The following is a 13,309-nucleotide window of genomic DNA, read 5'->3' on the forward strand; positions in this document are numbered from 1 at the left end:
CCGCGCCGACGACGGGGTCGTCGCGGCCCTCTCCCCACAAGCGGGGAGAGGGGGCAGGTCGGAACGATGCGTTTTGCACCGATGCCGCATCGGACTTCCGCCCTTTTTCCCGCCCATGCGGCGATGCCACAGCATTGCCTCCCCTGGCGGTGTAGGATGCGTCCGTGTCTGCCGCCTCAGCCCTGATCGAACCCGCCTCCCTCCTCGGCGTCGACTGCTCCGTCACGGGGCGGCGCTGGGCGACACGCTGCGCGGGCCTCGACAGCGATCTCGCCATCGCGCGCATGGTGCAGGCCCACGGCCTGCCGGAACTGCTGGCTCGTGTGCTGGCCGGGCGCGGCGTGCGCCCCGACGCGGCCGACGCCTTCCTGGCTCCGCGCCTGCGCGACCTGATGCCGGACCCCGACACCATCCTCGACATGCAGCCGGCGGTGCGCCGCCTCGCCCGCGCCGTGCGCGAGGGCGAGCGCGTCGCGGTGTTCGGCGATTACGACGTGGACGGCGCGGCGAGCGCGGCGATGCTGGCGGAATACCTGCGCGGCCTCGGGCTGACCGTGCCCGTCCACATCCCCGACCGGATCGCGGAGGGTTACGGCCCGAACGAGGGCGCCATCGCGGCGCTGGCCGCCGAGGGCGCGCGGGTGCTCGTCTGCGTCGATTGCGGCACGAGCGGCCACGGACCCCTGGAACAGGCGGCGCGCAACGGCCTCGACGTGATCGTCCTCGATCACCACGCCGCCTCGGAGATCTTGCCGCAGGTCCATGCGGTGGTGAATCCTAACCGGCAGGACGACCTGTCCGGCCTCGGCCATCTCTGCGCGGCGGGGGTGGTGTTCCTCACCCTCGTGGCCCTGAACCGCATCTTGCGGATCGAGGGCTACTTCACGCCCGAGCGGCCGGAGCCGTGCCTCACCGATTGCCTCGACCTCGTGGCCCTGGCCACGGTGGCCGACGTGGTGCCCCTGCGCGATCTGAACCGCGCCTTTGTGGTGCAGGGCCTGTCGGTGATGCGCCATCGCGGGCGCACCGGCCTCGCGGCGCTGCTCGATGCGTCGTCGCTGTCGGAGCCGCCGGAGGCGTGGCATCTCGGCTTTGTGCTCGGGCCGCGCATCAACGCGGGCGGCCGGATCGGCGATGCCGGGCTCGGCGCACGGCTGCTTTCCACCCGCGATGCGGCCGAGGCGGCGCGGATCGCCGTCGATCTCGACCGGCTGAACCGCGAGCGTCAGGCCATCGAAGCGCAGGCCGTCGCGGAGGCCGAGGCCGAGATGGACAAGGCGCTCACCGAGGATCCGACCCTGCCGGTCCTCGTCATCGGCAAGAGCGAGTGGCACCCCGGCATCGTCGGCCTCGTCGCGGCGCGGCTCAAGGAGCGGTTCGGCCGGCCGGCCTTCGCCTTCGCGATCCGGCCGGACGGCAGCGCCACGGGGTCCGGGCGCTCGGTGCCGGGGGTCGATCTGGGGCAGGCGGTGCGCGCCTGCGTCGAGGCCGGCACCGCACGCAAGGGCGGCGGTCACGCCATGGCGGCGGGCGTCACCCTCGACGGCGATGCGATCGGCGCCTTCGGCCGGCATCTCTCGACCCATCTCGGGGCGGCGGTGGAGAAGGCCCGCGCGGCGGACGCCCTGCTCATCGACGGCACCCTCAGCGCCGGGGGCGCCACGGCCGAGACCGTGCGGCTGCTCCAGCGGGCGGGTCCGTTCGGGCAGGGCGCACCGGAGCCGCTCTTCGCCCTGGCGCGGCACCGGATCGTGGATGCCGGCATCGTCGGGACGGGCCATGTCCGCGCGCGGCTGCGCAGCCGCGACGGGCAGGCGGTGGGCGCCATCTGCTTCCGCGCCGCCGAGCGCCCCCTCGGCCGGGCGATCCTCGACAGCATCGGCCGCGAGGTCCACGTCGTGGGGACGCTCTCGCGCGACCAGTGGCGCGGCGCCGAGCGGGCGCAGCTCCGCATCGTCGATCTCGCTCCAGCGGATTGACCCCTCCCGTGGATTTGAGCCCGCCCCCCGCCCTCGTGCGTCCGGCGCCGGATTGCGACGCTGCGACCCGCGCCCGCATCCTCGCCCCCCGCCGGCCGGGGGACGACGTGGCGAACCTCACCTGCTCCCTGCGCCTCGGCCCGGGGGAGCGGGTGACGAAGCGCCTGCTCCTCGAAGGATCGGCGGCCTCAGGCGTCACCGTCGCGTGCGACGGCGGTGCCATCGGGCCGGGGGAGGCGGGCACCGGCCTCCTCGACTTCGCGGTGGAGATCCGATCTTGGCCGCCCGCGCCGGGCTCCTCCCGCTGGGACCGGCCGGAGGGCATCACCCTCCGGGGCTGCGCCATCCTCGGCCATGTCCGCATCTGGGGCATGGGCATGAACGGGCAGGGCGAGCGGGTGCGCGACTCGTCCCACAGCCTCGGCCATACCGAGCGGGCTCAGGCCGCCGCACCGACCCGAGTGAGCATCCTCGACGCGACGATCACCGCCTTCGGGCGCATTCCGGTCTATCTCGGGCCGGGGGTGACGGGCTTCACCCTGCGCGGCTCGACGATCACCGGCACGTCATCCGCGACGGCGGTCTATCTCGATGCCGAGAGCGCGGACAACGTGATCGCGGACAATATCTTCGACATCCGCACCGGCCGCGAGATCGTCGCGGTCGATGGTTCGGCCCGCAACCGGATCACCGGCAACCGCTTCGCCCTGCACGGGGAGGGCGGGGTGCGCCTTTACCGGAACTGCGGGGAGGGCGGCACGGTGCGGCATCAGACCCCGTCCGATAACGTCGTTACCGGCAACACCTTCAGCGGAGCGGGCTTCTTCGCTGCGCCGATCGTCGTGAATTCCCGCAATGGGTGGGACATCCATTGCTGGGCGGATTCGGGCTATCCGTTCGGCAGCAGCATCGACAACCGCGACAACGGCACCGGCAACATCGTGGAGCCAAACCGGGTCGAGTGAGCGGGCTACAGCATTCTCGGGGGAACTCGGCTCACACCGTGTTCCCCGTCTTTGCGAGCGGAGCGAAGCAATCCAGGGATCCGCTACGTTCGGTCAAGTCCCGCAGCCCTGGATTGCTTCGCTGTCGCTCGCAAAGACGGTTGAGCGAGTGATCCCAGTCAAGTCGAAACCGAACTAGCTGCCCGCCATCACCAGTGCCCAGAACCGCTTGTAGCGAGTATCCGGCGCGTCGACGCGGGCGATGCCGATCCGGCGGATCTGCGGGATCAGCATGTTCTTGTTGTGCTCCGGCGAATTCTTCCAGCGGGCGAAGACCTGCTCGAAGGTTTCCGATCCGGCGCTCAGGTTCTCGGCGGCGTAGGACCGTGCGAGACCCGCCGCGCCCATGCGCGAGGTGAAGCTGCCGCCGACATCGTGGCTGAGCTGCCCGTGCCGGGCATTGTTGCCGGCCTGGAAGGCGGCAGCTTTCACGAGACCGGGGTCGACCACGACCGGACTCAAGCCGTGCTGCACCCGGTAGGTCGAGATCGCGGCGGCGGCGGCGACCTCGTCGAGCACCGTGGTCTTGGTCGGATAGCGCGCGGATGGCTCGTCGGTGAGGGGCAGGCTGCCGCAGCCGGCCAGCGGCAGCAGGGCGAGGGCGAGGGTCAGGAAGCGGGTCGGCGTCACGGGTTCGACTGCTGATGCGATGCGATGCGCGTCCCTCTCGGCCCGATGCGGCGAAAGCGCGGCAGGCCCCGCTTCCAGACGCGCGAGCCGGCCGGGCGTGGCGCGCGGGCCACGGCCCGTCAGGCCACGAAGGGTTCGCAGGCGAGCATGGAGGGGGCGAAGGCCGCCAACAGCGCCGGATCGAGATGGCCCGGTGTGTCGACCATGATGGCGAGCGCTTCCGCAGGCTTCGACGGTTGGCGGTAGGCGCGCCGCTCCGTCAGCGCGGAGAACACGTCGCAGATCGCGACGATGCGAACGAGGTCGGTGATCTCCCGGCCCTTGAGTTTGTCGGGATACCCGGTGCCGTCGAGCCGCTCGTGGTGGTGCCGGACCACGTCGATAATCTCGTCGTCGAAGCCGCCCTGGGCGATGAGGAGCGAAGCGCCGATCTCCGGATGACGGCGCATCAGCCGCAATTCGTTGGCGTCGAGGCGGCCCGGCTTGTCGAGGATCTCCTTCGGGATGCGCGCCTTGCCCACATCGTGCAGCAGGCTCGCCCGCGCCAGCCGGGCGAGGTCCGCCCGCGAAAGGCCGATGCGCCCGCCGAACGCGGCGCAAAGCCCCGCGACGCTCAGCGTGTGCTCGTAGACCCCCGCGTCGTAGCGCCACAATTCCGCGAGCCAAGCCGAGATGCCGGCCTCCGACACCGCCGCCAGCACCATCTCGGTGCCCCGGTCCACATCGGACAGCGCGATACTGCCGCCGATGGCGGCGCAATCGAACAGGTCGGTGACGATGCTCTTGGCCGCCTGTGCCCGTTCGTTCAGGCGGCGGGCCCGGGCCGTCGCCGCGCGTCCGGCGGCCTCGATCAGGGCGAAGGCCTTCGACAGGATCACCTCCCGCGAGGCGCCGGCCGGCAGGACGAGGGTGTTGCCATCACGCTTCACGCCTTCGCCGCGCGCGAGGACGATGCGCGGGATGGCAGGCGTGAAGGCGTCGAGCCGGGCGATCCACTCGGTCAGGGCACGAGGGGCGAGGTCGAGCAGCGCGAAGACGGGCCGTCCCGGCGGGGCGGGCTCGCTCGGCCCCTGCGCGCGGCAGGCCGTGACGAACGCGATGGCCCGTGCCAGCGCGGCCCGTTCGGTGGGCCGGTCGGAGACCAGAAGGACGAGCGCGTCACTCCGCGGAGGAAGCGGTCTGTCCGGAGACGACGACACGCGAACCTCGTGAGTCAGAAAAAGGCCGCCGGTTGCTCACCATAGGCAGTCTCGCCCTATCGAAACGTTAACCATCTTCCGACTTCGGGAAAAAGGGAAGTATGTCGCTGCGATGACAGTGAGGAACTGTCCGACGCGTGCTTTCCTCCCGACCGGCGGTGAAACTCTAAAACGGCCGATTATTACGGGGGTTATAGCGGCTTATAAAAAATCCGCGAACCTTCACAGTTATTGCGCGCAACAGTTGCCGATTCCTTCAGCGACGTCGGCGGCCTTAACAGCTGATCCAGATCCGAACCTAGAGCCACACCCGAACCACTTGGTTCAGCCAGCCTTCTCCAAGTCTTCCCCCTCATCCTGAGGTGCCTGCGTCAGCGGGCCTCGAAGGAGGGCTCCAGCCTGCCGCGCGATCCCTGGAGCCCTCCTTCTAGGCGGCTTCGCCGCACCTCAGGATGAGGGGAGAGAGTGGGGGCCGCCTCGACGTGGTCGGTCGCGGCTCTAGCTGAGGTAATCTCCGTACTGGTCCACATGCCTGGCGAGGCCGAGGCCGTGTTCGCGGACCAGCCGCTCGGCGAGATCCACGTCACGCGCCTGCAAGGCGGCGATGATTGCCACATGCTCGCGGATCGACCGTTCGGCGCGTTCGCCCTGGCGGAGCGCGGCGCTCCGGATCGCCCGCACATGCACCAGCAGGTTTCCGGTCAGCTCCGTGATCGCCTCGCAATGGCCGAGGCCGATGATGGTCTGGTGGAAGCGGATGTTGGCGTCCGAATACTCGTCGATATGCTCGGCCGGCTTGCCGGAGAAGAATTCCGGGAAGTCGTTCCGCAGATCCTGAAGCTGGGCGTCGCTGGCTCGCGTGCAGGCGAGCCGGGCGGCCATGCTTTCCAGCGCCGCCCAGGCCTGAATCATCCCGACGATCTCGCGCTTGCTCTTGCGGATGACGAAGACCCCGCGCCGCGCCTCCGAGCGGACGAAGCCTTCCTGTTCCAGCACGGTCAGGGCCTCGCGCACGGGCGTGCGGCTCACCCCGAGATTCTGCGAGAGCTTGCGCTCGTCCAGGCGGACCTCGTCCGGCCGCCCGTAGATGTCCATGTTGGTGATCGCTGTCTTCAGCGCTTCATAGGCGAGGGTTCGAAGGCTCGAACTGGCGGCGATCGGCTTCACGCCCAGCGGTTCAGAATTCGCCATGCCTCGTCCGGCCGTCCCAGGGTCATGTCTCATATTGAGCGCGACGTGATCCGGCCTAGACCAAAGCCGCCTGCCGGAATAGGCGGTTCAACGAAGTTTCACAGGCCGTGGCAGGGTCGCAGCACTTCGTGCAGGCGCGCCCGCACTGGAGGGCCCGAATGGACGCACAGGAGAGGCAGGCACGGGAGGGCGTGGTCGCGGCCGCGCGGGAACTCGATGCGTTGGGGCTGAACCGGGGCACCTCGGGCAACGTGTCCTGCCGCTTCGGCGACGGCCTGCTCATCACGCCCTCGGGCGTGCCCACGGCCGACCTCACGCCCGAGGCGATCGTGCCGATGGGGCTCGACGGCACGTCTCCGCCGGGCACCAAGCCCTCCTCGGAATGGCGCTTCCATCGCGACATCCTCGCCGCGCGGCCGGAGATCGGCGCCGTGGTCCACGCGCATCCGGTCTACTGCACCGCCTTCGCCATCTGCGGGAAGGCGATCCCGGCGGTGCATTACATGATCGCGGCCTTCGGGGGGCCGGATGTCCGGTGCGCGCCCTACGCGCCCTACGGAACGGAAGCCCTGTCGACGCTGGCCCTGGACGCGCTGGAGGGCCGGTCCTGTTGCCTGCTCGCCAACCACGGCATGATCGCCGCCGGCTCGGACCTGCGCCGTGCCCTGTGGCTGGCGCAGGAACTCGAGACCCTGTGCCAGCAATATGCGGTGGCCCTTCAGCTCGGCACGCCGCAGGTTCTGGCGGATGCCGAGATCGCCGAAACGGTGGAGCGCTTCCGGGGCTACGGGTTGAACTCCGGTGCCGGGGCAAAGAGCGCGACTTGATTGGGCATCGGCATGCCGCCAGAGTGCCCACGCGCCGGGCATCCGAAACCGGCATCCTGACTGCATGAGCAAGACCGACAGATGGCCGCGCGCGATACACGCGATACCCAGTACAGGCCGCTCTCTAAGCCTGGAATCTACCTGGCGCGGATGGTGATCTTCCTCGCCCTCGTCGGATTTCTCGCCTTTATCCTGTTCAAGCAGATCACGCCGGCCTTCCTCGCCAATCCCGGGCTGAACGGTCTGATCCTCGGCGTATTGCTCATCGCGGTGATCATCGCCTTCGGGCAGGTGATGCGGCTCTCGCGGGAGGTCGCCTTCGTCAACGCGGCGGCCGCGGGCGAGACCGCGCGCAAGCCCGCGCTTTTGCTCAAGCCGCTCTCCCGCGCCATCGCCGCCCGCACCGGCGGCAACCCCGTCCCCGGCACGGGAATGGTGCTCGATACCATCGCCGCCCGCCTCGACGAGGGCCGCGAGATGCTGCGCTACATCGCGGGCATCCTGATCCTGCTCGGCCTCCTCGGCACCTTCTGGGGCCTCATCGACACGCTGTCGGCGGTGGGCGGCGTCATCAAGGGCATGCGCGGCGGCGGTGATGCCGGCGTGATGTTCGATGAACTGAAATCGGGCCTCGCCGTGCCGCTCTCCGGCATCGGCCTCGCCTTCTCCGCGTCGCTGTTCGGTCTCGCCTCGTCCCTGATCACCGGCTTCCTGGAGTTGCAAGCGGGGCAGGCGCATGCACGTTTCCACAACGAATTGCAGGATTGGCTGATGGCCGTGGGCGTCGCCACCGAGCCGACCCTGATGGCGGCGGCCCCCGCGCCCGCCCGCACCGGACCCTCGACCCAGGAACTGAAGGACGCGGTCGATCACCTGGCGGCGATCATGGCCGAGAGCGGCGGCAACCGCGCGACGACGCTCGCCATGACGAACCTCGCCGAGGGCATCCAGGGTCTCGTCCAGCACATGCGGGCCGAGCAGCAGATGATCCGCGATTGGGTGGAGGCGCAGGCAAGCCGTGAGCGCGAACTGAAGCAGGTGCTCGATCGGCTGGGCCGGGAGCGCGTCTGATGGCGTCCACCGTCGCGCGGAACCGGCGCAGCCTGAACGTGTGGCCGGGCTACGTCGATGCCCTGGCGACCCTGCTGCTGTCGGTGGTGTTCCTGCTCACCGTCTTCGTGGTGGGCCAGTTCTTTCTGTCGCAGGAATTGACGGGGCGCGACGCGACGCTCGCACGCCTCAACCGGCAGCTCGCCGACCTCACCGACCTCCTGGCCCTCGAACGCTCGAAGAAGCAGGGCGACGAGGCCGAGTTGCGCGATCTGCGCTCGACGCTCGCCGCCGTCCAGGCCGAGCGCGATCAGGCGAAGACCCAGGCCGAAGCCGCGACGGTGAGCCAGGGCGCGGCCGGCACGCTCGACAAGCAACTGGAAACCGAGCGCGGCGCCACCAAGCGGGCGCTGACGCAGGTCGACCTCCTCAACGAGCAGATCGCCGCCATGCGGCGGCAACTCGCGGCGCTGGAGGATGCGCTCGCTGCCTCGGAAACCCGCGACCGGGAGAGCCAGGCGCGCATCGCCGAACTCGGCAGCCGCCTGAACGTCGCCCTTGCCCAGAAGGTTCAGGAGCTCGCCCGCTACCGCTCCGACTTCTTCGGCCGCCTGCGGCAGATCCTCGGAAGCCGCCCCGATATCCGCGTGGTGGGTGATCGCTTCGTGCTGCAATCCGAGGTGCTGTTCCCCGGTGGCTCGGCCACGCTGAAGCCCGAGGCGGGGCCGGAACTCGACCGGATCGCCACCGCCATCGCCGATCTCGCCAAGCAGATCCCGGCGGACCTGCCCTGGGTGTTGCGCGTGGATGGCCACACGGATGCGCGGCCCATCGCGACATCGCAATTCCCGTCGAATTGGGCGCTCTCGGCGTCGCGCGCCATCGCGGTGGTGCAGTACCTCGCCGGCAAGGGCATCCCGCCGCAACATCTGCTGGCCGGTGCCTTCGGCGAGTTCCAACCCCTCGACCAGGGGACGACGGACGAGGCCTATGCCCGCAACCGCCGGATCGAACTGAAGCTCACCGAGCGGTAGGCGGCGCGTTACTGCGCCGCCTCGGACGGGACGGTCCGGTTACGGCCCGATTCCATCCCCCGCGCCGTCTCGTCGAGGGCGTCGGTGAATTGCAGGCTCGCCAGCTGAGCGTAGAGCGCGCCGTAGGCGAGCAGGCTCTCGTGCGTTCCCGATTCCACGATCCGCCCGTCATCGATGACGAGGATGCGGTCGGCCGCGCGGATCGTCGCGAGGCGGTGGGCGATCACGATGGTCGTGCGCCCGCGCATCAGCGTGCCCAGCGCCGCCTGGACGGCCCGCTCCGATTCGGCATCCAGCGCCGAGGTCGCCTCGTCGAGGAGCAGGATCGGCGCGTCCTTCAGGATCGCGCGGGCGATGGCGACGCGCTGCCGCTGGCCGCCGGAAAGGGTCACGCCGCGCTCGCCCACCTGCGTGTCGTAGCCCTGCGGCAGGGCTTCGATGAAGGCGTGGGCGTTGGCGAGTTCCGCCGCGCGGCGCACGTCCGCGTCGGTGGCCTTGGCGCGGCCGTAGCGGATGTTCTCCGCCACGGTGCCCGAGAACACCACCGGGTCCTGCGGCACCAGGGCGATGCGGGCGCGCAGGGTCTCCGGATCGACCGCCGTGATGTCGAGCCCATCGACCCGAACCTGTCCGCCCTGCGGATCGTAGAAGCGCAGGAGCAGCTGCAGCACCGTCGACTTGCCGGCCCCGGACGGACCGACGAGGGCGATCCGCTCCCCCGGCGCCGCGACGAAGCTCAACCCGTCGAGGGCGAGGTGGCCCGGCCGCGTCGGGTAGGCGAAGCGCACCGCGTCGAACTCTACCGCGCCGCGCGCCGGATCCGGCAGCGGCAGGGCAGATACGGGGGCCTTCACCGCCGGTTCCGCGGCGAGGATTTCGGTGAGCCGCTCGGCGGCGCCCGCGGACATGGCGAGGTCGCCATACACCTCGGAGAGCTGGCCGAGCGCCCCGGCGCCGAACACCGCGTAGAGCACGAATTGCGAGAGCTGGCCGCCTGTCATCGTATGGGCCAGCACTCCTTGGGCGCCGTACCACATCACGCCGACGACGGAGGCCGAGATCAGGAAGATCGCAACGCCGGTCAGGATGGCCCGCGCGCGGATCGACGCCTGCGCCGCACCGTAGGCTTCCTCGGAGGCCGCTCGGAAGCGCGCCGCCGTCTCGGCCGAGCGCCCGAAGGCCTGCATGGTGCGCACGGCGCCGACGGCCTCCGCCGCATAGGCCGAGGCATCGGCCAGCCGGTCCTGCGCGGCGCGGGAGCGCCGCCGCACGCCACGCCCCGAGAAGATGAGCGGGAAGACGATCACCGGGATCGCCGCGAGCACCATCACCGACAGGCTCGGGCTCGTGATGACCATCATCGTGATGGCGCCGACGAACAGGAACAGGTTGCGCAACAGGATCGAGATCGACACGCCGAAGGCCGATTTGATCTGCGTCGCGTCGGCGGTGAGCCGCGAGACGATCTCGCCGGATTGCGCCTTGTCGAAGAAGGCGGGGTCGAGAATCGTCAGCCGGGCGAAGACCGCCGAGCGCAGGTCGGCCACCACCCGTTCGCCCAGCGTGACGACCGTGTAGACCCGCGCCGCGCTCGACAGGGCGAAGCACAGCACCACGCCGAGCAAGGCGAGGAAGTAGGCATTGATGACGCCGCTGCCGTCTTCCGTGAAGCCGTGATCGATCACCCGCCGCATGGCGATGGGCACGACGAGCGTGGACGCGGAGGCGCAGGCGAGCGCCACGAGGCCCAGCGCGATGCGGGCGCGGTAGCGCAGAGCGAACGGAATGAGCGGGCGCAGCGCCGTGATCGGCGCCTTCGGCCGCGCCGGACCGGCGGTGCCTTCGGCGGCTCTACCTTTGCGGGCCATCACGCCTCATCGTTCGCTCCCTGACGCTTGTTCCGGCAGGACGGCTGGGGTATACGCCGCGCCTTATCCGATTGCGTGTGTTCAATGGCCGCGGGCCGTCACCCGGTCGGCTTCCGACGCGCGGTTGCCATGAACTCCCCGTTCGACGCAACTGCGTAGACCCGTTTTAAAGTGGCATCCGGGTCGGGCGGCGCCCTTCGTGCCTCCCGCCGGCTGCGAGAACAATAGGGATCACGAGTCATGGCGAAGGCACCGGTGAACAAGGCCCCGGCGATTGCCCCGGGCAAGAGCGTCGAGAAGGTGAAGCGCTCTTCGGCGCCGACGGAGCACCCCGATTACCATTTCATCAAGGTGGTGATGACGGACGGCACCGAATACCAGACCCGCTCGACCTGGGGCGCGGCCGGCGACACCCTGAACCTCGACATCGACCCGCTGACCCACCCGGCCTGGACCGGCGGCGAGCAGAAGATGCTCGATCGCGGCGGCCGCGTCTCGCGCTTCACCTCGCGCTTCGGCAACCTCGGCGCGCGCCGCTAAGGCGCCTTCGACATACGATTGTTCTGCGAGCGGGCGGTCCTTCGGGGCCGCCCGTTTTCGTTGCTAGAACGGCTTTGACCAAACGTTGTACTCTGTGACAATGCGAATCACGGAGTGTGTCGTGAAGGCCGAGTTAAGAAAGATCGAAAGCTCGCTCGCTTTGATATTGCCGGACGAGCTCGTGAATCGCCTGAATGTATCGCATGGCGATCATGTGTACGTCGGCCTGAACGTCGATGGGTCGCTACAACTATCGCTTCACGATCCAGTTTCGAAAAACAGAGCGCAAGTTGCCTTGAAGGCAACAGGATTGCAAAGCGCTCCTGCCGCAGATTAGGCCACTCGTCAGTCTGATCCTTGTACGCCATCAGCGGCGGAGGTTGTTGCAGGAATTCATAGCCTCGCCGCGGGCGAAATCGACGAAGCGGGCCTCACGCGCTGGATCCGGGACAACTGGCCGAAAGACTAGCGCCCGCGTTACGGCGTCCCGGTGCCTTTCTGCGGGTGGGCGCGAGGCTTATCTCGTCGTCAAACGCAGACGAGATCCGCCAGCCGATGCCGAGTTCCTACAGAGACCGCGAAGCCAATCGCTTCACCGCCCGCGCCGGGCGCTACGCCAGCGTCGGCGCCAATGTCGGCGGCGTCGCCGCGCGCATGGCCATGTCGCGCCTGTTCGGGAAGGAAGGCTCCACCAACGCCGCCGCCCTCGCGGAGGCCCTGGGCGGCCTGAAGGGGCCGATCATGAAGGTGGCGCAGCTTCTCGCCACCGTGCCCGATCTGCTGCCGCCGGAATACGCGGCCGAGTTGCAGAAGCTCCAGGCCGATGCGCCCCCAATGGGCGCGGCCTTCGTGAAGCGCCGGATGCAGGCCGAACTCGGGCCGGATTGGTCCAACCGCTTCGGCAGCTTCGACCTGAAGCCCGCCGCCGCCGCGTCGCTGGGGCAGGTCCACCGCGCCACCACAAAGGATGGCCAGAAACTCGCCTGCAAGCTGCAATACCCGGATATGCAATCGGCCGTGGAAGCGGACCTCAAGCAACTCGAGGTCGCCTTCGCCCTGCATCGCCGGATGAATTCGTGGCTCGACACCCGCGAGATCGCCAAGGAGATCGGCGAGCGGGTGCGCGAGGAACTGGATTACGAGCGCGAGGCCAAGCACGCGACGCTCTACGGCGCCGTGCTCAAGGATATCGACGCCGTGCGTGTACCAGCGGTGTTCCCGGAGCTCTCGACTGGACGACTGCTCAGCCTCGGCTGGCTCGACGGCGAGAAGATCCTCGGCTTTACCGAGGGTTCGGTGGAGATCCGCAACCGCATCGCCCAGGCGATGTTCAAGGCGTGGTGGCACCCGTTCAGCCGCGCGGCGGTGATCCACGGCGATCCCCACCTCGGCAACTACACCATCTTCCGCGACGGCGACGAGCCGGCGGGCATCAACCTGCTCGATTATGGCTGCGTGCGCATCTTCCATCCGCGCTTCGTCGGCGGCGTGGTCGATCTGTATCGCGGTCTGCTCGAGAACGACGAGGCGCGCATCGTCCATGCCTACGAGGTCTGGGGCTTCCGCGATCTCGATCGCGAGAAGATCGAGATTCTCAATATCTGGGCGCGCTTCATCTATGGGCCGCTGCTGGAGGATCGGGTCCGCACCGTTGCCGACGGGGTGAAGCCCGGCGAATATGGGCGGCGACAGGCCTTCCAGGTTCATCAGGCGCTGAAGGAGCGCGGGCCCGTGACGGTGCCGCAGGAATTCGTCTTCATGGACCGGGCGGCGGTGGGCCTCGGCGCGGTGTTCCTGCACCTGCGGTCCGAGCTGAACTATCACCAGCTGTTCGAGGCCGAGATCGAGCATTTCTCGACCGAGGCGCTGATGGAGCGTCAGGGGAAGGCCCTGGACGCCGCCGGGCTCGCCCGTCCGGTCTGAGCCGCGACGGCGTGCGCAATCGCACGCCGCTGCCCGAACAGTATCTTCGCGCCGGCCGCAGACT

12 protein-coding genes and 1 pseudogene are annotated in these 13,309 nt (G+C 69.2%); 9 read left to right on the top strand and 4 right to left on the bottom strand.

The features are described from left to right. Positions 1-164 precede the first annotated feature (164 nt). Entirely contained in the window at positions 165-1,979 is a 1,815-nt protein-coding gene (recJ, locus tag ACS5Q7_RS08135; protein WP_478338821.1) for a single-stranded-DNA-specific exonuclease RecJ, read from the top strand. Between the two features lie 8 nt (positions 1,980-1,987). Next, positions 1,988-2,944, top strand: coding sequence for a right-handed parallel beta-helix repeat-containing protein (locus ACS5Q7_RS08140; protein ID WP_478338822.1), 957 nt, complete (start codon positions 1,988-1,990; stop codon positions 2,942-2,944). A 174-nt stretch (positions 2,945-3,118) separates the two neighbouring features. On the opposite strand, the gene ACS5Q7_RS08145 is transcribed toward ACS5Q7_RS08140, so the two are convergent. From ACS5Q7_RS08145 to ACS5Q7_RS08155, 3 genes are all read right to left on the bottom strand, one after another. Next, positions 3,119-3,613 (bottom strand): CAP domain-containing protein, encoded by a 495-nt coding sequence (locus ACS5Q7_RS08145; protein WP_478338823.1) that lies wholly within the window; start codon positions 3,611-3,613, stop codon positions 3,119-3,121. 119 nt (positions 3,614-3,732) lie between these two features. Next, positions 3,733-4,812 carry an HD-GYP domain-containing protein gene (locus ACS5Q7_RS08150; RefSeq protein ID WP_478338824.1) on the bottom strand — a complete coding sequence of 360 codons (1,080 nt, stop codon included), beginning with the start codon at positions 4,810-4,812 and terminating at the stop codon, positions 3,733-3,735. 498 nt (positions 4,813-5,310) lie between these two features. Beyond that, positions 5,311-6,003: a GntR family transcriptional regulator gene (locus ACS5Q7_RS08155; protein ID WP_478338825.1), complete on the bottom strand. Its 693-nt coding sequence runs from the start codon at positions 6,001-6,003 to the stop codon at positions 5,311-5,313. Positions 6,004-6,161: 158 nt separating this feature from the next. On the opposite strand from ACS5Q7_RS08155, the gene ACS5Q7_RS08160 reads away from it, so the two are divergent. The 3 genes from ACS5Q7_RS08160 (at position 6,162) to ACS5Q7_RS08170 (ending at position 8,914) form a co-directional block, all read left to right on the top strand. Continuing rightward, the gene (locus ACS5Q7_RS08160) at positions 6,162-6,830 is read left to right on the top strand and encodes a class II aldolase/adducin family protein (RefSeq protein WP_478338826.1); all 669 of its coding nucleotides are present in this window, start codon (positions 6,162-6,164) and stop codon (positions 6,828-6,830) included. 81 nt (positions 6,831-6,911) lie between these two features. Continuing rightward, positions 6,912-7,901 (top strand): MotA/TolQ/ExbB proton channel family protein, encoded by a 990-nt coding sequence (locus tag ACS5Q7_RS08165; RefSeq protein ID WP_478338827.1) that lies wholly within the window; start codon positions 6,912-6,914, stop codon positions 7,899-7,901. Then, positions 7,901-8,914 (top strand): peptidoglycan -binding protein, encoded by a 1,014-nt coding sequence (locus tag ACS5Q7_RS08170; protein ID WP_478338828.1) that lies wholly within the window; start codon positions 7,901-7,903, stop codon positions 8,912-8,914. The genes ACS5Q7_RS08165 and ACS5Q7_RS08170 overlap by 1 nt, the downstream gene beginning before the upstream one ends. A gap of 8 nt (positions 8,915-8,922) precedes the next feature. Here ACS5Q7_RS08170 and ACS5Q7_RS08175 read toward each other — a convergent pair whose 3' ends face one another. Further along, positions 8,923-10,782 carry an ABC transporter transmembrane domain-containing protein gene (locus tag ACS5Q7_RS08175; protein WP_478338829.1) on the bottom strand — a complete coding sequence of 620 codons (1,860 nt, stop codon included), beginning with the start codon at positions 10,780-10,782 and terminating at the stop codon, positions 8,923-8,925. 300 nt (positions 10,783-11,082) lie between these two features. On the opposite strand from ACS5Q7_RS08175, the gene rpmE reads away from it, so the two are divergent. From rpmE to ACS5Q7_RS08195, 4 genes and pseudogenes are all read left to right on the top strand, one after another. Next, positions 11,083-11,322, top strand: coding sequence for a 50S ribosomal protein L31 (gene rpmE, locus ACS5Q7_RS08180; protein ID WP_478338968.1), 240 nt, complete (start codon positions 11,083-11,085; stop codon positions 11,320-11,322). A 121-nt stretch (positions 11,323-11,443) separates the two neighbouring features. Further along, complete coding sequence (locus tag ACS5Q7_RS08185) at positions 11,444-11,659, top strand: AbrB/MazE/SpoVT family DNA-binding domain-containing protein (protein WP_478338830.1); 216 nt, start codon at positions 11,444-11,446, stop codon at positions 11,657-11,659. Between the two features lie 36 nt (positions 11,660-11,695). After that, positions 11,696-11,791, top strand: a pseudogene (locus tag ACS5Q7_RS08190) (type II toxin-antitoxin system death-on-curing family toxin); the annotation flags it as partial. 86 nt (positions 11,792-11,877) lie between these two features. Beyond that, entirely contained in the window at positions 11,878-13,245 is a 1,368-nt protein-coding gene (locus ACS5Q7_RS08195; RefSeq protein WP_478338831.1) for an ABC1 kinase family protein, read from the top strand. Positions 13,246-13,309: the final 64 nt, after the last annotated feature.

It is taken from the genome of Methylobacterium sp. Gmos3, assembly GCF_056430985.1.